The organism is Ochrobactrum sp. 19YEA23 (assembly GCF_029909865.1).
Classification (GTDB): Bacteria; Pseudomonadota; Alphaproteobacteria; order Rhizobiales; family Rhizobiaceae; genus Brucella; species Brucella gambitense.
In genome coordinates this window covers 1-18,285 of the sequence record NZ_JASAMQ010000007.1, presented here as the reverse complement: position 1 = coordinate 18,285, position 18,285 = coordinate 1, and the positions used below count along the sequence as shown (strand labels likewise).

Sequence of the window (18,285 nt, the reverse complement as noted above, 5' to 3'; positions counted from 1 at the left end):
TCCCGCCTCTCCGCTAATTGTTATCGTTGCTCGACCCGTTGAACGGGTTCTTGCGCCAACGAGGGTTGAATATTGTCTTGTGAGTGTCGCGTCCGCCGACGCCTGCTCCAGCTACCGAGAATTGGTCGTCGAATACTGAAAAGCTCAACGTGCCCCAGGTCAGTGCTTCAATGCCGTCACGGCCCCGTTCAGCGGTCGTAAAACCTGTGACCATAACAAGCGCCATAAAGCTGCTTGCGAGGACCGGCTGATAGAACCGGCTTTGCATCCGCACCTTATTTTCGCGTGCATGCTGCACAATGATCATGCCGATCAGAAACAGATAGAAGCACGCATTGATGATGGCAAAGACGTAGAAGCCGCGTGTTTGATCGGCGTCGTCGACCAATAGAACCGGAACGAGCGACAGCATGGAAATGAGGGCATAGGGTGCAAGCACTCGAAACGGCACCGGATCGACTTCAGAAGAGCCCTTCGGCGTGACGCGGAAGTCGACGAACGAACCCGTTGCCCAGTCACGAAATGCCGCAAAGGTTCCGTCCAGCACCCAGGGCCAACGCGCCAGCAGAAACAGCATCGCTTCCCAGCTGAAAATCTTGCCATCGACTGGCCGGAACGTCTTGCTCGACCGCCACCAGAACGCGAGGAACAAGATCATCAGCGACTGCGGCATGAAGTGAAGCAGGAAATCCGGATATGTGACGCTGACAAAATTATCGCCATAGGCAAGGATAATGATCGGCAGCAGAAAGGTCATAGCCAGGAAGAAGGCATAGAGCGGATACCAGACCTGTGAAAACAGGAACTGGAACTTCAGGCGCAGCGGCAAACGGCTGATCAGCTTCGGCGTGTACTGCAAAAGGATCATCACCAGACTGCGTGACCACTGAAATTCCTGCGTCACGAGATCGCCAAAGGTTCGCGGACCGTCGCCATGGGCAATCGCATCCAGTGCGTGAACGCCACGCCAGCCGTGCGCATTCATGAACAGGGTCGTCGAATGATCCTCGGCAAGTTCGGGACCAAGGCCACCGATTTCCTTCAGCGCAGCCGTCCGAACAGCATAATGCGAACCGATGCACACAGGTGCAAAGCCGCCGTTGTAACCAGCTTGCAACGAGCCATGCATACTCGCCTCGACATAGAGACGTCCGCGTGCCGACCAGCTCTCATGTGCATTGCGATCACAGATGCTAGGCGCTGAAACATAGCCGATTGCCGGGTCTGCGAATGGACGCAGTATGTTGTAGAGATAGTCTGGTTCTGGCACATGGTCCGCATCGAGCTGCGATACGAAGTCGTAGCGCTCATAGCCGTAATGATCGTAGAAAAACGCCAGATTGCCTTCCTTGCACCGCGTACGGCGCGGCCAGGTTTGCCGGTGATAATCCGCGCGTCCCTTGCGCGTCGAAACGAACACGCCATGCTCACGACACCAGTCCAGCGTTGACGGTGACGGATCTTCGTCGGCAAGCCATGTGTCATGCGGGACATTCTGGGCTAGCATGGCCAGCAATGTTTCCGAGACAACTTCAAACGGCTCAGACGGTGCCTTGGTGACCACCATGGCCACGCGACTTCCTTCCGGCAGCCGCAACGGGCCCGTCGGGCGCGCAGCATGGAAGAAAATCAGGATGAAATAGAGTGGCAGGATGGTTATCCAGGCCAAAAGCGCTGTAACCAGAACAGAACCAACCGGATGGATGTGTTCGGCGCTGATCAGCCACCATTGCCAGAAATAGGCGATGGCCATAGCCCAGAGAATGATGCCGATAATATATTCCACCCGCTTGCGGCCGGTGAAAATGGGCGTCAGCAATGGTTCCTTATTGTCTGTGACCGGAGGAATCCGGGGCGTCTTCATGATCGCGTCTCCAGACCAAAGAATGGAGCAGCCGTGCGAATGATCGTATCGAGATCGGAATGGAGCGTTGTGAAGCCAAGCTTTGCTGCAGCTTCCGCAGGATCGGCATAAAGTGCTGGCGGATCACCTGCCCGACGCGCGCGCATCTCAACCGGTACTTGACGTCCTGTAACACGACCGATGGCATCGACGATCTCCTTGATCGACGTGCCGCGCCCGGTTCCGAGATTAAGAACCAGATTACCGCCGCCATTCACCAGATGTTCGACGGCCAGCACGTGAGCCCGCGCCAGATCGACAACATGGATATAATCGCGAATGCAGGTGCCATCCGGCGTGTCGTAATCATCGCCGAAGACTTCGAGAACATCGGCGTTTCCGGCGGCAGCCAGCATGGCGCGCGGGATAAGATGGGTTTCAGGGTCGTGCTTTTCGCCCAGTTCCCCGTCGATATCGGCGCCGCAAGCGTTGAAATAACGCAGCGCTGCATAACGCATGCCATAGGCTGCCGAATAATCGGCAAGCATATGTTCTGCGATCAGCTTGGTCCGTCCATAAGGATTGATCGGGCGTTGCACTTCGCCTTCCCGGATCGGCAAGCGATCTGGAATGCCATAGGTAGCGCAACTGGACGAGAAGATGACCGGACGACCGCCCGTCAAACGGCACGCTTCCAGAAGCGATTGCGTGCCGCAGACATTGTTCCGGTAATATTTGGCCGGGTCCGTGACGGATTCCCCCACATAGGCCGAAGCCGCAAAGTGAATGACCGCAACAGGATCGTAAGTCTCAATCGCTGCGATGAGCTTGTCCTGCGAGAGAATATCGCCTTCGACGAATTCGCCCCAACGTACCGAAGCCTTATGACCGGTCGACAGATTGTCATAGACGACCGGTGAAAAACCGTGCCCGGCCAAAAGCTTGGCCGTATGGCTACCGATAAAGCCAGCACCGCCGGCAACGAGTACGTTTTGCTGGGTCATCATGCCACCTCAACAAGCTCTCCCGAAGGTCGGACCAGCTGGCGCTCGAAATAGGAAATCGTCGACTTCAGCCCTTCCGTCAGGGCGATCGCTGGTTCCCAGCCAAGCTCGCGCTTGGCAACCGTGATATCCGGTCGACGCTGACGCGGATCATCGGTTGGCAACGGACGCTGCACGATCCGCGATGACGAACCGGTCAGAGCAATGATCTGTTCCGCCAATTCACGTACCGTGAATTCGCCTGGATTACCGAGATTGACCGGCGTGTGGATTGCAGGCTGGCTGCCCATCAGGCGGCAGAAGCCTTCGATGAGATCATCGACATAGCAGAAGGATCGCGTCTGGGAGCCATCGCCATAGATGGTGATATCGTCGCCCTTGAGGGCTTGTACGATGAAGTTGGATACGACACGGCCATCGTCCGGGCGCATGCGCGGACCATAGGTATTGAAGATACGCACGATGCGAATATCGACGCCGTATTGCTTATGGAAATCATAAAACAGCGTTTCAGCCGACCGCTTGCCTTCGTCGTAGCAAGAGCGCGGGCCGAAGGAATTGACGTTGCCCCAATAGGATTCCGGCTGCGGATGCACCTGCGGATCGCCATAGACTTCAGATGTTGAAGCCTGAAAAATCCGGGCCTGATAATGAGCAGCAAGTTCGAGCAGATTAAGCGAGCCGATAACGCTCGTCTTCATCGTGTGAACCGGATCGGCCTGATAATGCGGCGGCGAAGCCGGGCATGCCAGATTGTAGATTTCATCAACCGGCAGATCGAGCGGATGGACGATGTCGTGGCGAACGAAGCTGAATGTGTCATAGCGCAGGAGATTGCGCAGGTTCTCAATACGACCCGTGGAACAATTATCGACACAGATAACGAAATTGCCTTCGCGCAGGAGCCTCTCACAAAGATGCGAACCGAGGAACCCTGCTCCGCCAGCAACAAGAATACGACGCGTTGACATGCGCTCTGCGGATATACTCGAAGATTTGAAGATGATGCTCACAAAAACCTCCCGCGATACTCATCCGGCTTATGTCAATTCTTCAAACACAAAGAGACACCCCGGCAGCCACAGAATTATGGATGCCATAATCATTGGTTTTGGATGTTCTTTATTGGATGATTGACGATAGCCGTGCGGGTTGGTTCTGTCGTTAGCGTAGAATCCTGAAACTTGTCTCCGCGTCCAATTTTTCTAGAAAACCCAGATTTTGTACTTTTTTGAGCGAAAACCGGCGTTTTAGTAACTTTAAAGCAGCCCGATCAGGCGGACAATTGTTTAACGTGGTGACATCTTCGTTGGTAATCCCGAAGGCCAACAGAAGGAAAAACGATCGCGGAAACAGGCGATTTCCGCGAATCGCGGATCAACAAATCAACGCTTTAATACGAGCTGTAACATTTGTTTAGAGGATCAATAAATTCATTAGAAGTGTGCTTTATTTGCATATAAATTATTTCATATTGCGCTGCTTCTACAGCAACCCATAGCCAAACTTATGAGCCTCAAAACCTCACCCACGTCTCCAAGTATTCATATTTGCAGTCTTTATCCATATACGGGTTTCCATTAGCTTGCGCGCATTCTTGAGGTGATGAGGAGGAGACACATCGAGATGAGTGCTGCACATATTGATACTGCTGTTCGAAAGGCCACCCGGCGACTACTGCCATTTCTGGCGCTGATGCTGATCATGGCCTTTCTGGATCGCGCGAATATCGGCTTTGCCAAAAAGGAATTCCAGCTCGACACTGGCTTAAGCGACGCCGCCTATGCTTTCGGAGCGGGCATATTCTTCATCGGTTACGCTCTGTTTGAAGTGCCAAGCAATATTATCCTGCACAAAGTCGGGGCGCGGCTCTGGCTTAGCCGCATCATGATAAGCTGGGGTCTTGTATCGGCGGCGATGATGTTCGCCCATACGGAAACCGTGTTCTATTCGCTGCGTTTTCTGCTGGGTGTTTGCGAAGCCGGTTTCTATCCCGGCGTTCTGCTTTACCTGACCTACTGGTTTCCGGCGAAGGAACGCGCGAAGGCGACGGGTCTGTTTTATCTCGGCGTGCCTTTGGCACTGGTGCTGGGCAGCCCGCTTTCCGGCTGGCTTCTCACCCATCACGGCGTTTTCGGGCTGACCAACTGGCAATGGATGTTCCTTGTCGAAGGTCTTGGCGCTTCGCTCATGGGCATCATCGCTCTATTCTATCTGACCGACAGGCCTGAAAAGGCAAGCTGGCTCACACCAGAAGAAAGAGACGCGCTGACCACTGTCGTGAGAGCGGAAGAAGCTGCCAAGGAAAACACGCACAAGCATTCAGCGCTTTCTGTTCTGAAAGACGCCAGAGTGTGGGCGTTCATCGCGATCTACTTTTTCCTGCAAATCGGCACCGCACCGCTGACGTTCTACTTCCCGTCGCGATTCGCTGATGCGGCGTCAGGTGGCGAGATGAACCTCTTCATCGGCACGCTGTTGAGCCTGCCGTGGCTGTGTTCGGTGATTGCAACCCGCTATTTCACCGTGCTTGCAGATAATACCGGCAAACACCGGCTTATCTGCGCCCTGATGGTTACCGCTGGCACCATCGCTTTGGGCATGATCGGCCTGACTGGAAACGCATGGATCATGCTGATTGCAGCATGTATTGCGGTGCCGGGGCTAACGGCGTCGCAGCCGGTTTTCTGGAGCCTCCCTACGCGCTATCTCGGTGGTGTTGGCGCGGCAAGCGGTATCGCCTTCATCGTTTCCATCGGCAATCTCGGTGCATTCTTCGCGCCGCAGATCAAGAACTGGGCCGATGTTGCCGTCGGCAATCACGATGCCGGGTTCTATGTTCTGGCTCTTCTATGCGCTCTTGCCATCGTTGTTTTGATCGGACTGCGCACATGGAATGGCGGAAACGAACTCGCCAAGCGCCCTGCATAGGCATTTCGAAAACAGAGCTCCTGGCTGACCTTTCAGCCAGGAGTCTTACGCCGCGTTACTCATTCACGCAGCCCGCGTCAGATTTAGTCTGGTTTATGAAAATAAGTCATTGATGCGATTGCGTGGTTCAGCTAGAAACGCGGCAGATCAGGCTTTCAGCCATCCAGTTTGCACCCGTAGCTCAGCTGGATAGAGTGCTGCCCTCCGAAGGCAGAGGTCACAGGTTCGAATCCTGTCGGGTGCGCCATTAATTCCTTATATGTTATTTAAATCATTAAGAAATAAATTTTGAGATAAGAGTCCTTCCTAATCATTTTCCTAATATCATTCGATTGCTTTAATGACTAATATGGTCGGAAACGTCATCACAATATTGAACGGTGAATCACACCCCGCCCACTGACTTGGCAGGCGGGGCATTTCTTTACAGCTTGATGTGCCCAGCCTGAATTCCGCTTCGCACAGCGGCCAGAACAGCCATCTTGAATTCCTGGCTTTTCAGTAGACCCTCGTAGTCGGGTTCAGGCAAACGGGCAATGCTCTCTGCAACACCGGATGACGGCCCCGTCGCTGCCGCGATATCCTCCCGCCAGCTTTTGCAGACTTTGGAGAACGTTTCTCCAACGTGCTTGCGCGGATCGAACAGCGGGACTTCGGTTGGCTCGACCGTCAAGCGCGGCTCGCCAGCATAGAAATTCATCGATACGTGGCTCGTATGTTCGCCGCCAGTTTTGGCTGAAATGCGCAAGATTTCATTCCGGAGCGTGCCGATTCTCGAATCTAGGAACTGCATCAGTTCGCCGACATCCTTGTTGATGGCTTCATAATCCACCGCAGCAGCCTTCACCTGGACCCCGCCGAATTCATCGGTTTCAAAGGCCTGCGCTTCTTTGCGCGAAGCCAGCCATTCATCAACGTCCTTGATCGTCAAACCAGCTTTTGCGATACGACCGACAATCGTATCGCCCTCGGCCTCTCGGCACCAATCATTGATAATGCCTCGCTCAAGGATCGCTCTGGTTCCTATAAATTTGCGATCGGCAAAGACGTGCGCTTCCGTCTCTCCTTCGGGGATGAAAACACTAATTTCCACATCTCCGCTCATGTCGTACGTGCAGCCGTTATGCTCAATTGTCTTACTCATAGTCATTCCTCGTTTTGGTGGCGATTGACACATGGCGTGGTGAAGGCCATATGCCGGTTGCCGGGGTGGTACCCGGAAGAAACGCCAAGGTTGGTGGCTTTTAGTCTCCTCGTGTCCTTGGCTAGTACGGAGGACGGCGGCTTACGGGTGGTGCCGGGCATAACGCCGTCCTTTTTATTTGCCGTGCTCACTGGCGCAGGGCGTGTTCCTCGTGTCGGTCGTCGCCAGCGCGACCTTCTGCTGGTGAGGCAGATGATGGAGAACCCAGCCGGGCACGATCCGGCAACCTGCGGCTTAGAAGGCCGCTGCTCTCTCCGATTGAGCTATGGGTCCAATTGGAGGCCGGGTCTGGGGAGAATGCCATCCTGGCCCGCAACTTGGGCAATGCAGAACCCTCGCTGCTGCGGCACACACAGGCCGCGAAAACTTGTTAGGCAGCCGCCTGCTCAGGCTCGCCATCCTCGGAGAGTTCCTTCTGCCAGGCTGCTAGAGCGCGGTTCATCCGTTCCGTGGCCGAAACCAGCTGGCGGGCGAGAAAGTCCTGTCTTACGTCGTCCTTGTCGAACAGATCGCCGATAATCAGCGAAAGAGCCGTGGCGTCGTTGATTGCTTGTACAAGGCGTTCTTGCGGGGTCATGATGCTTCCTTAAACTTGATGCCAGTGATGTTTCTGCGCAGGATATCTGCGCGCAGGGTGATTTCGTTCTCGCCGCCGTGGTACAGATCCCACGCTTTGATTTCAGGATGGTACTTTCCGAGAACGTAGGACTTGCCGCCCATGAAAACCGTCGCCCCTTCGTGGAAGAGGTCATCGCCAAAGTCCGGAAGTGATGGCGCCGCTTTCACAACCGTTGGCCATGCGTCGCTTAGCGCCTCGCACAATCGCCGATAATTGTGATGCAGCGGGTTGGTTGCCTTGCTAGCGATATGCCCCTCAGTCAGAGCTTCAATCACGTCGATTGCGCATGAAAGCTGGCCCAGAGCATCGTCCATTTCAAAGAATGTCTGTCTCGCCGTTTCGAGTGCGTTCACGTAACTTTCAAGTCCGGTCATGACAAATCGCCCTCAATTAACCGACCGCCGCGAATGGGTGCGTCAATGACCATCCCGACAACGATCACACTGTTGCGGGCAATACCGCCGTGGGGCGACTGAAAGCGCTGTCCTAAAGCAGTACGAGCGCCAAACGGACGAAAGCCGATGTGTTCCTGTTCGATTTCCATCAGGCGAATGCGTCCATCATGTTCGATGATTACGGCGCGCCCAGTTTCGTCATAGCGGTTGATATCAACCCAGACGGCTTCGCCATCGATAACCATGGCGCAAAGGTTGCGGGGCTGCTGGTGCCTGGCCCGTATCGGCATGTCGATGGCGATGGGCAAGCCAGTGGCGTTTGCTGGCACGGTGTGCTGCATGATGGTGTCTCCTCTACATAGCCGATGAAGGGCCTAACGATCGGGAACTTTATTAATTAATGTGAACCATTTTCGTTCATGTAAACTTAACTATAGCGCTTAAAACGTCACGTCAACTATTTTCGTTCACATTGCGCAAAATAATTTTTCAAGCTACATATGCGCCATGAACATCACCGCTTCACAAATAAGAGCCGCGAGAGGCTTGCTTGACTGGTCACAGCAGCAATTGGCGACAACAGCCAATGTCGGGCTGTCGACGATACGTGGTTTCGAAACTGGCAAGCGAGTGCCGATCGCCAACAACCTGCAAGCTATTCGAACTGCCTTAGAATCTGCAGGCGTCATCTTCATTGATCAAAACGGAAATGGCCCTGGTGTCCGCCTACGCGACCGCCAACCATGAGCCGAACGATAATCCACCAAGAGCTTAGCCCCGACGCGCAAACCAGGCTGGTGTTTTTTCAACGGACGGATGGCGCAATTAGCTGCATCGCGGAAAAATTCTGGATTGATGATGTACCTGAGTACAATTACCACGCAGAATACTGGGCTGCGTTTACCGACAACGGCTCGATATTTGATAGCCTAGAAACAGCTATTCGTGAGCTCGGAGTGCAGTATCCGTGGCTGACGTCGGCGAATGGGTAGTAAGCCGCACGCGTAACCTACAATAAAACCGCTTGATACATTACGATCTGCCATTCTATCGTTCCAAGTAATTGGGGCGATTTGGGGATAAGGAAATGGCATTGATTCAGTGCGGGGAGTGCGGACGCGAAATTTCCGACAAAGCAGCGTCCTGTATAGGTTGCGGAGCGCCGATTGAAAATGCGCCATCGGGGGTGGTATCCCCCACATCAGTCAAACTAAATTCCGATGGTACTTTCACTGGAACCCGCCCATTACTAGTCAAGTTGGCGGCAAAGGCGATTTTAGAGATCGGATGGAAATTAGACAATTCAGACGAAAAATCCGGCTTAGTCGCGTTCACCACGGGAGTAACATGGGGGTCGTGGAGCGGTGTTTCTGGGACGATATACATTGATGAGGTCGGGGAATATCGCTTCAACGCTATCGGATCTGCCAAACAGAACGTTCGAGGCGCCCAGATGTTAGCTTTTAATATTGGAAACGAAGCTCAAAACAAGGCCAATAAAGTAATTGAAACAATGCGCCAATTAGCTCGATAAAACAAAAATTCTCAATTCGAATAAGCTAGGTGCATTATGAGATTGCCTATTGTAGGATTGTTAACAACCGTTGCCATTATATTCGCGATATGGGTGTCTGGAACTCGCATTATTGTGATCCAACCCATTGGTGCCATACCAGACGGTATAACGGTTATAGTTTCTGGCATACACAACGTGAACTTCATTGATAGCCCTGACGCGATTTGCCAGCGAATGCAAGGTGGCGTCAGTCTGCTATGCCGAGGCGCTACTGCTGCGGCCATATCGCAAAAAGGTACAATTCTTTTGCGTTTGCCATATAGTGAATACCTGTTTCGCCTAACCGGAGCGCCACGTTTAGATCGATAGATAATCAGGACCGAGGGTTATTGATGGGGAATATTGCTCAGGCAATTGGTTATGTAATGATCGCGATTGGTGTCGTAACGGCTGGACTCGGCCTTATGGCCTACGAAACTGGCGGTACGATCGCTATTATGTATGGCGCCAGTGCAGTCGTGTCGGGCGTAATAATATCCTGCCTCGGCCTTATCGTCGAAAACACCGCCCGCTCTGCAGCCGCCCAAGAGCGCATTGCGGAGAAGCTGGGGCGGTAGCCGACCCTAACGGTGTGAGATACATCAATGGCTGATCATTGGCGCTGTTTATTGCTGTATCGAGCAGCGTGAAGTCGAGTCGCTCAAAAAACTTCTCTGCTGACTACTTCGCATCAACGACGACAAAACGGCATCCGACGTGCATGCTGCTATTGAGAAATTGCTGAAAGACCGCGATTTGAGTTGAAGGAAATGAGCGAATAAAGCCCCTGCCTTTTGAGGGTTTGGGTTAAATTGCTCCTGTGCGAAAGAGCAGATTCCGAGCGACTGATTTACCGTAACGTACTTGGCGATTGAGATTCTCGATGGATCATCCAAAGTGCCCCAATGGGGCACGTTTGCAATCTGGCGCAGGACATTTGCGATCAGGGTGTCAGCGCCGACACTCTATCACTTCCGCCACGGGCAGTCCGGGCTTCGCCCGGACCGCCATGAATTTCGCAACATCTTCTCACCCTAGTGGCGCGCCTGAAGGTCAAAGCTTGACGGCATCTTCCCTCGCCCAAAGCCGGAGCTTGCGGCAAGATGCGACAAACTCCTTGGCTGCCTGTGCATTGTCGAGGGGAACCAGCCCCTCATCCATTTGGGGCTCTATACCTGCTTGGGCAAGCAGCGGCATAGCGCCCGCTGTAAAGCCGATGAACTTGCAGTGGGCAAAAGCGTCTGCAACGAAGTCCCGTGCGCTGGATTCGCCGATAAGCCGATTGGCCGCTTCTTCCGATAACACGAGGGCGGCAGCATCAAACAATACGGATGGACCGCCATCAATCATATGATTGGCCTCCATCCATTCGCCGCTGGATGCTTCGAAACCTCCGACCGTCGGCGCAACCAGTTCCACCATTGCGCCTTCCTTCTCCGCGGCGTGCCGGATACCCTTGAGCACCTGCGCATCAGTGCCATTGGCAACAAGCACGCCGATCTTTCTGCCCTTGAAGCTGCTGGGTCCGTTCTCAATGATGCTCAGTGCGGGGGACGGAGCAAGATCGTCGCGCACAGGCGCCATCGCATCCGCAGCCTTCGGCATCTTGCGGATGCCGAGCTTGCCGGCAACCGTTTCCGCAAGGTTGGCATCAATGTTGAGCAGATGAGACACGATACGCTCGCGGATCACAGGTGTTTCCACTTTCGACAGTTCGAACGTCAGCGCCATTGCAATATGCCGTTGCTCCACAGCGGTCTGGCTCAGATAAAACTGACGAGCCTGGCTGTAATGGTCGGCGAAGCTCTCCGGTCGAAGGCGCCCCTTCCGTCCCTCTTCCTGCGCTGCAAACGATCGGAACCCACGACCGGGATCAGGCCTCGGCCCTTCGCCCCACGAATTAGGCTGGTAATTTGCTCGTCCGACAGGATTGCGCATCGCCATATGGCCGTCCTGTTGGAAATGATGGAACGGGCATTTGGGCGCGTTGATCGGAATATGGGTAAAGTTGGGACTACCCAGTCTCTTCAACTGCGTGTCGAGGTAGGAAAAATTGCGTCCCTGTAGCAAGGGGTCGTTGGAGAAATCGATACCAGGGGGGACGTTTTGCGTCATGAACGCAACTTGTTCGGTTTCGGCAAAAAAGTTGTCTGGCATACGATCAAGCACCAGCCGCCCGACCGGGACAGGCTTGATGACTTCTTCCGGAATCAGCTTTGTCGGATCGAGCACATCGAAATCGAAGCTGTCGGCGAAGTCCTGATCGAAAAGCTGCACGCACAACTCCCATTCCGGGAAGTTACCTGTCTGAATGGCGGTCCAGAGATCGCGCCGGTGAAAGTCCGGGTCGGCCCCGTTGATCTTCACGGCCTCGTTCCAGACGACCGATTGCAATCCGAGCTTCGGTTTCCAGAGAAACTTGACGAACGTCGATTCGTCCTTGGCATTCACGAAGCGGAAGGTATGGACGCCAAACCCCTCCATGAAGCGGAAGGAGCGCGGGATGGCGCGATCCGACATGACCCACATGATCATGTGCATGGATTCCGGCGTCAAACCGATGAAGTCCCAAAAATTGTCGTGTGCCGACTGGGCCTGCGGAAAAGCCCGGTCCGGCTCTTCCTTGACAGCGTGAACCATGTCTGGAAATCGGATGGCGTCCTGGATGAAGAAGACGGGAATATTATTGCCGACGAGATCCCAGTTGCCTTCCTTGGTGTACATCTTGACCGCGAAGCCACGCACATCACGGGCGAGGTCGAACGATCCTTTCGATCCCGCAACGGTTGAAAATCGAACGAAAACTGGAGTTTTCTCGCCGACGCGTTGGAAAATGTCGGCGCGCGTATATTCGCTGAGGGATTTTGTCGTTTCGAAATAGCCATGCGCGCCATAGCCACGTGCGTGCACAACGCGCTCGGGAATGCGTTCGTGGTCGAAATGAAAGATCTTTTCCCGGAAGTGAAAATCTTCAATCAGCGTCGGGCCGCGCGCGCCGACCTTGAGCGTATTGAGGTCATCCGATACTGGCCCTCCTTGGGCGGTAGTCATGATTTGCGTCTTATCGTCGGCGAGTTGATGAAGGTCTCCGCCTTGGCCTGCGTCGAGCTTCTGATCATGAAGCTTGAGTGACTTCCGTCCATTTGTGGCCTTGTTGCTGGCTGACATGGCTGGCTCCAATTCTTTCGCGATCTATGTTCAAATGAAAAGGGTGCCACTCGGCACCCTTAACTCATGATCACGCTGCTTTGGCGCGTTGGTTAGCTGACGCATCCGCAAGTTTCGTCAGATCACTGTCCGTCTTGGATTCCTCCTGCAGCGTCTGGTCGAGTAGTTTTGCGGCATCAGTCATGCCAAGCTCCGTCGCCCAACGCTTCAATGTCCCATAACGTGTGATTTCGTAATGTTCGACCGCTTGTGCAGACGAGATCAGACCAGCGTCGAGCGCGGCGGTATCCTTAAACTCCTCCATGATCTCCTCGCCTTCAGCGATGATCCCCTCAATCGCATCGCAAGTCTTGCCTCTTGCTGTCTTGCCCATGATTTCAAACACTTGGACGAGTCGTTCGACGTGGCCTTCAGTCTGTTCACGGTGCTTTTCGAATGCTGCTTTCAGATCTTCGGACTGTGCCGCACGCTTCATTTTTGGCAGGGCTTTGAGAATTTTACGTTCAGCGTAGTAGATGTCCTTGAGGGTATCGTGGAATAGGTCTTCAAGATTTTTTTCCTTGGCCATAGTTCATCTCCTCTCATGAATTGGTTACGTCAACGCGCCCGAAAATTCCCGGCAGGAAGTGAGCGATAGTTGATGAGACAGGCAGGTAACTGCATCTCTGTCCCTCGATTAACGCTATGTCGTAATTTAAGTTCCCGGCGCGGGCGGACACGGTTCCTACATCGTCTGGCGAGATATCTGCGTCTCACATTTGGGAGCCCCAACTCGCCCAACCGCCAGCCCTGCATGCTCAGACAGGCCCTAGTGCTCCCGCGGAATATGATCCGATCGCCTGACATGGAACAATTTCTCACGCGGGCAGTTTTCCACGAGGTGATGACATCCGCCGAGCGTCCGAAACACATTTAACACCGGGGAATTTAACACCGGGGATATGCGTAGCCCAGCCCTAGCTCTTCTATGGGCAGGGCAATTTATTATCCGCAAGGTCGTACGAAGCTTAGCGGATAAAGCGCGCGGCAAGGTCATACACCTCAATTGTCGAGCGCGACCCCGACGTTTGTAGAGAACGTCGGGCTTCAAGAATAAAGAAGGCCAGCAAACTGGAGCACAGGCGATGGCACAAAAAAGAAACCCATGGTCCGATCCCGATCTGGTGAGAGAGAAATCAACAACTGAACCGTCCCAGGTCGAGCCAAGCGATCATCAAGAAAAACCTACACACGAACAATCAAACGCTCCAGGAAATCCGAAGATCAAGGTTCCGAAAGAGCCCTATCCGGATAGGTCAAAGGATTGATCACGCAATAAATCGCCTTTTGCTGAAACCTTTTGCTAGCTAGCGAGTTGTCCCAGTTGGAAAACCCACCGCAGTACAGAAATACAATCCAAGTGCTCGGCTGTCGATAGGAGACAATCAACATGAACTCTATCATCTATTTAGTAGGACTAGTTGTCATCGTGTTGTTCATTCTCTCTTTTCTGGGGTTACGTTGATGGTAGATCCAACTGTCGTAGAAAAGACGTCTGATCGCGGCTATGTAGACTGGGCGGCAATCTTTGCTGGCGCTACAGTGGCATCAGGCGTGATGGCCGTCCTAACCACATTCGCTAGCGGCCTTGGCTTAAGCTCATTTTCCGTCGATGAAGGCGGGGATATAAGTACCGTATGGCTCGTTATTACGGCGCTCTTTATCGTCATATCGACGGTCGCCTCTTATATGCTCGGTGGATATATCACCGGAAGAATGCGCCGCCCCGCGGGAACCGCAACCCGTGACGAACTGACCGTTCGGGACGGCCTGAATGGCTTGGTCGTATGGGGCTTGGGGACTATCGTTTCCACGCTACTACTCGTCAGCGCTATTTCAGGTGGTGCAAAAGCGGTAGGCAGCGCGGCTGAGACAGCAGTACAAACTGCAGGCACGGTTGTCGGCAGCGCCGCTCAGGGCGCCGGTCAGTTAGCGGGCGGCGTCATTTCAGGTGCAGGGCAAGCTGTTTCCGGGCTTGCGCAAGGTGCAGGACAAGCCGCCGCCCCATCCGTAGTACAGATGTTGCCGCAAGGATTGAAAACAAACCCATTAGACTATCTTACAGATAGCTTGTTGCGCACAGACGCCCAAGGAAGCTCCGTAGCTGGTCAGGAAGCACAGAACTTGGCGGATTTCCAACGTCAGATAAGCGGTATTTTGGGCAACCTGCTTAGTACCGGGGAAATTTCTGACGCAGATCGCGCTTGGCTCACAAACCAAGTCGCCACTCGGACGGGGCTTAGTCAAAATGACGCCCAACCTCGCGTGAACCAGACCGTTGAACGCGTTCAGGCCCTGCGCTCCGAAGCCCAGGCGAAAGTGGAAGAAGCAAAGAAGGCAGTCGCCGACGCTCGAGCACAAGCGGAAAAAGCTGCTGAAGAAGTAAAGGCTCAAGCGGCTGAAACTGCTGAAAAGGCCAGAATAACTGGCATTCTCACTGCATTCTTGCTTGCAGCTTCTGCTCTCGTTGCCGCTGTGGCGGCCTACATCGGGGCCATACACGGTGGCCGTCATCGTGACGAAGGTAGAATTTGGGGTGGCTTATCTTACCACAGATAATCAACCCGCTTACGCGGAGGGGCTCTGGAGAAATCCGGGGCCCTTATTCCTGTTGGCAGCCTTCTAGCCAAGTGCTTTTAAGCGGCCCGTTTGCCTTTCAAAGACCAAGCCTCTCCGCGAAGAAATTGATCTTGTTTAGATCATAAACGCGACTGGCTGCGTCCTTCTCCTCAAACAGAGACCAAACCGCCCGAGCTTCGTCATCGCGTGAGTAACGTTTCTATTGGGAAAATCTTGAGAAAAAGGTTGTCCATCGACCAAGCAAGAGTCATTACCGCCCGATCTTCCCCAAGACAGAGGTAATTTAGACAATGCTTATAAGATGGTCCGGTTTCGGCATGGTCTCAGTTTTCGTGCTGATCGCAGGTATGGTGGGCGCGACTTTTCTGCTGCGACCGTATTTCATGCAGAGCATGGCACTTCACCCAGCCGCCTACGTCGCCAACGGTATCGGCTTGATCTTTGGTGCCGTAGCCAATTTGCTGGTCGCGATGGCTTTTAAAAAAGTCTCCGATAAACCCTATCACAGCTTCATGGGCATCAGCATGCTGGGATGGTCGGTTATTGGTGTGGTCGGCGGGATCGCACTGGCGGCTTACGGCTACTCTCTGTAGCCGTCGAAACTCAGACGCGTGCCGCCAGATGCAGCGTACGTTATCGTACAAAAACTCGTACAGCCCCTTGTCCGACGTATTGCGCACGATATTTCTCGAGTTGCGCATGGCTTTCCAATCCGATGGCACCCCGTGCGCAAGCCCTGGTCAGTACGTTACACCCTGCTGATCAGGGCTTTCTGGTCTATATTTACTTCCCCGTTGAACCTTTTTCCGCCAAGCGAGTTAATTCGCCTGGAGGACCTATATGAGCCTATTTGTTCATTTTTTAGCGCAATGATGTTCTCGCTGTTCGCTCTAATAGGCTTCACGGTCTGGACCGAAAAGAACAGAGACTGAGATGCTGGATATCACGATTTCAGATCGCATCGTCGTGATGGGCGGCGTTATTGCCGCTCTCGCCGTTACGTGCTTTCTATTATCGCGAGTTCCTCGTTAAACGCGGAATAGTAAGCCGCAAGAAGGGGCGCGATCTTTGCGGATAGGTAAAGCGCCTAGAATGGAATCTCGTCGTCTAGATCACGACTGAAGTCGGGCTCTGATTTCTTTTTCTCTTCGGCGCGAGGCGGAATAAGTGCAGCTGGTTTTTCGACTGGCGGCAGACGTCGGCGCTCGTCTTCATCAATTTTCTCTTTGCCGATAGTCTGCATTATCTGATTAATCATTTTGACTGACACATCGTAAGTGCCAGCCAAAGCACCCGGAACCGCAAGGATTTCAATGGCTACTCGCGCCACTGCCAAGATGTTGATCCTGCTCTTTTCAAGATCTTTCTCGAATTCATCCAAACGCGCCCGAAGCCGCGCACGAGTACGCTCGTCGCATTCTGAGCGTTCCAACGCCTCTCGTAGATGATGCAGCTTTGTTCGGATGTTATCCTTGGCGGCAGGCGATAAACCAACGGTTTCTTGACGCTTCGCAATGCGGCTATCCAGTAGCAGCTGCGTCATATAATGATCTAGATCAGCAACAAATTGTTGATATTCATTTTGGGAAAAATTCTTGATTTGAGGAACATCCATTGTGGCAAACGGCTCAACTCGAAACCGTCTAGCGGACGCTATTACGACGTTCATAAAACCGTGACGAGCCTCTTCAATTATATGCCAATCGCTTTCGTCATTTCCGTTTAATTGATTCAAGCGTTCTTGCAGACGTCTGCGAGATATCCGGACGAACTCAAGAAATGCAGCATTATCATCTTCAGGAAGTTCATCCAATTCGTCTTGGCTGATGAAATCGAATATCTGCATTATTCCCGCCTTTCGCTATTTAAGGTGGCGGGCGCGGACGATGTTGGCAAGGGATCCGGCTGCGGCAATCCTGGTTTTCCGCAAGAAAGAAACGCCAGTCGGAATTGACGGCCACCCCCGGTCAGGGCATTTGGTTCGTTCTGATTTAGGGAGTGATTAATTTGGCTATTCCATCGGCATATCCAACCAAAGAAATTCTTCATGTTGATCAAACATTGCAAACGGGAGATTTTCTTGAAGCTGTGGAGACAATCAGCGATGAGACTGTAAGTCGGATCGGTCGCTGCGTGATCCGATTTAGCTTTATCGAGCTAAATCTAAGAAGAGCCATTGAAATGGCCCACAAAAGCGGAAAGCTGCCTGAGAAAATTGGAAAACATCCGATATTGAAACTTCCCATCTACTCGTTGGTTTCTACTTTAAAATCCTGCGTAGACAAGCTAGGGCAGTCTGAATCCGATCAAGAAATAACCTCTAAGTTTTTGGACGAGATCGAAGAACTGCGAGCCTTCCGCAATATACTTGCTCACTTTGCCCCTTACGCCGTGACTGGCCACGATGCCATTGTCTTTCTTTCACGCAGCGAATCGGACGCGGAAAAGGTGTTTGGCGCGCCTTTGAATGATAGCGGTTTAATGTACGCATTATTGCCAATCAGCGGCTTAGAGTACTTGGATCAACGCACAAAATGGCTCGATAAACGGCTCGCCGAAAAGATATTCATGTGGGGTAGCTAAATCCTCCCTCCCCGTCTCTGACTCTGGCCCTTGGCCATACTTGGGCCCTGCCACCGCCCGCACATCACGGAAGCGGAGTTTTCGATCCGAGATATAAGCGACAGTCAGGCGGAGAGACGCCCCTAGGGTGAAGCCGTACTGATCGTCCCGCTCTGGACGCGCTTGGAACATGAATGAACCGGAGAAGTTACGAGACGCTGAGGACGTAGTGGTCAAGGAAATCAATCGCCTACACATCCGCACGCCAGTTTCACTGTGAAAGGTAATCCTGCATAGCGGCAATCTAGGTGAGATTCAGCGTCAATCAGGATGAGACTCGCGCCGGGGTGTGACGAAGTGAGGGCGTAGCCCGATCGTAGTCATA

The 18,285-nt window shown here is 53.2% G+C and carries 17 protein-coding genes and 2 tRNA genes; 8 read left to right on the top strand and 11 right to left on the bottom strand.

Annotated elements, in window-relative coordinates; genetic code table 11:
* Positions 1–13 precede the first annotated feature (13 nt).
* The 3 genes from QBD01_RS17420 to QBD01_RS17410 are packed head-to-tail and all read right to left on the bottom strand — an operon-like array spanning position 14 to position 3,860.
* Positions 14–1,864, bottom strand: coding sequence for a glycosyltransferase family 2 protein (locus QBD01_RS17420; protein ID WP_280993869.1), 1,851 nt, complete (start codon positions 1,862–1,864; stop codon positions 14–16).
* Positions 1,861–2,847, bottom strand: coding sequence for a UDP-glucose 4-epimerase GalE (gene galE / locus QBD01_RS17415; RefSeq protein ID WP_280994102.1), 987 nt, complete (start codon positions 2,845–2,847; stop codon positions 1,861–1,863). The genes QBD01_RS17420 and galE overlap by 4 nt, the downstream gene beginning before the upstream one ends.
* Complete coding sequence (locus tag QBD01_RS17410; protein WP_392391432.1) at positions 2,847–3,860, bottom strand: UDP-glucuronic acid decarboxylase family protein; 1,014 nt, start codon at positions 3,858–3,860, stop codon at positions 2,847–2,849. The genes galE and QBD01_RS17410 overlap by 1 nt, the downstream gene beginning before the upstream one ends.
* A gap of 613 nt (positions 3,861–4,473) precedes the next feature.
* Here QBD01_RS17410 and QBD01_RS17405 point away from each other — a divergent pair.
* Together QBD01_RS17405 and QBD01_RS17400 are read left to right on the top strand one after the other, a co-directional pair.
* Positions 4,474–5,778: an MFS transporter gene (locus QBD01_RS17405; protein ID WP_280993867.1), complete on the top strand. Its 1,305-nt coding sequence runs from the start codon at positions 4,474–4,476 to the stop codon at positions 5,776–5,778.
* A gap of 170 nt (positions 5,779–5,948) precedes the next feature.
* Positions 5,949–6,025, top strand: a tRNA-Arg gene (locus tag QBD01_RS17400).
* Between the two features lie 177 nt (positions 6,026–6,202).
* Here QBD01_RS17400 and QBD01_RS17395 read toward each other — a convergent pair.
* From QBD01_RS17395 to QBD01_RS17375, 5 genes are all read right to left on the bottom strand, one after another.
* Positions 6,203–6,955 carry a hypothetical protein gene (locus QBD01_RS17395; RefSeq protein ID WP_280993866.1) on the bottom strand — a complete coding sequence of 251 codons (753 nt, stop codon included), beginning with the start codon at positions 6,953–6,955 and terminating at the stop codon, positions 6,203–6,205.
* Positions 6,956–7,178: 223 nt separating this feature from the next.
* Positions 7,179–7,255, bottom strand: a tRNA-Arg gene (locus QBD01_RS17390).
* 97 nt (positions 7,256–7,352) lie between these two features.
* Positions 7,353–7,559, bottom strand: a complete 207-nt coding sequence (locus QBD01_RS17385) for a hypothetical protein (protein ID WP_280993865.1) — start codon at positions 7,557–7,559, stop codon at positions 7,353–7,355.
* The gene (locus tag QBD01_RS17380) at positions 7,556–7,975 is read right to left on the bottom strand and encodes a hypothetical protein (protein WP_280993864.1); all 420 of its coding nucleotides are present in this window, start codon (positions 7,973–7,975) and stop codon (positions 7,556–7,558) included. The genes QBD01_RS17385 and QBD01_RS17380 overlap by 4 nt, the downstream gene beginning before the upstream one ends.
* Positions 7,972–8,337: a hypothetical protein gene (locus QBD01_RS17375; RefSeq protein ID WP_280993863.1), complete on the bottom strand. Its 366-nt coding sequence runs from the start codon at positions 8,335–8,337 to the stop codon at positions 7,972–7,974. Before QBD01_RS17375 ends, QBD01_RS17380 begins: the two co-directional genes overlap by 4 nt.
* A gap of 166 nt (positions 8,338–8,503) precedes the next feature.
* On the opposite strand from QBD01_RS17375, the gene QBD01_RS17370 reads away from it, so the two are divergent.
* The 3 genes from QBD01_RS17370 (at position 8,504) to QBD01_RS17360 (ending at position 10,129) form a co-directional block, all read left to right on the top strand.
* Entirely contained in the window at positions 8,504–8,743 is a 240-nt protein-coding gene (locus QBD01_RS17370) for a helix-turn-helix transcriptional regulator (RefSeq protein WP_280993862.1), read from the top strand.
* Between the two features lie 340 nt (positions 8,744–9,083).
* Positions 9,084–9,530, top strand: a complete 447-nt coding sequence (locus tag QBD01_RS17365) for a hypothetical protein (RefSeq protein ID WP_280993861.1) — start codon at positions 9,084–9,086, stop codon at positions 9,528–9,530.
* A 374-nt stretch (positions 9,531–9,904) separates the two neighbouring features.
* The gene (locus QBD01_RS17360; protein WP_280993860.1) at positions 9,905–10,129 is read left to right on the top strand and encodes a hypothetical protein; all 225 of its coding nucleotides are present in this window, start codon (positions 9,905–9,907) and stop codon (positions 10,127–10,129) included.
* 475 nt (positions 10,130–10,604) lie between these two features.
* Here QBD01_RS17360 and QBD01_RS17355 read toward each other — a convergent pair whose 3' ends face one another.
* Positions 10,605–12,719, bottom strand: a complete 2,115-nt coding sequence (locus tag QBD01_RS17355) for a catalase (RefSeq protein ID WP_280993859.1) — start codon at positions 12,717–12,719, stop codon at positions 10,605–10,607.
* A gap of 70 nt (positions 12,720–12,789) precedes the next feature.
* Entirely contained in the window at positions 12,790–13,287 is a 498-nt protein-coding gene (locus QBD01_RS17350; RefSeq protein WP_011982994.1) for a ferritin-like domain-containing protein, read from the bottom strand.
* Between the two features lie 935 nt (positions 13,288–14,222).
* Between QBD01_RS17350 and QBD01_RS17345 the strand changes: the two genes are divergently transcribed.
* Together QBD01_RS17345 and QBD01_RS17340 are read left to right on the top strand one after the other, a co-directional pair.
* The gene (locus QBD01_RS17345) at positions 14,223–15,317 is read left to right on the top strand and encodes a hypothetical protein (RefSeq protein WP_280993858.1); all 1,095 of its coding nucleotides are present in this window, start codon (positions 14,223–14,225) and stop codon (positions 15,315–15,317) included.
* Positions 15,318–15,655: 338 nt separating this feature from the next.
* Positions 15,656–15,931 carry a hypothetical protein gene (locus QBD01_RS17340; protein WP_280993857.1) on the top strand — a complete coding sequence of 92 codons (276 nt, stop codon included), beginning with the start codon at positions 15,656–15,658 and terminating at the stop codon, positions 15,929–15,931.
* Positions 15,932–16,425: 494 nt separating this feature from the next.
* On the opposite strand, the gene QBD01_RS17335 is transcribed toward QBD01_RS17340, so the two are convergent.
* A complete protein-coding gene (locus QBD01_RS17335; RefSeq protein ID WP_280993856.1) occupies positions 16,426–17,184 on the bottom strand; it encodes a hypothetical protein in 759 nt (252 codons plus the stop codon).
* 161 nt (positions 17,185–17,345) lie between these two features.
* Between QBD01_RS17335 and QBD01_RS17330 the strand changes: the two genes are divergently transcribed.
* Positions 17,346–17,921 (top strand): hypothetical protein, encoded by a 576-nt coding sequence (locus tag QBD01_RS17330; protein ID WP_280993855.1) that lies wholly within the window; start codon positions 17,346–17,348, stop codon positions 17,919–17,921.
* Positions 17,922–18,285: the final 364 nt, after the last annotated feature.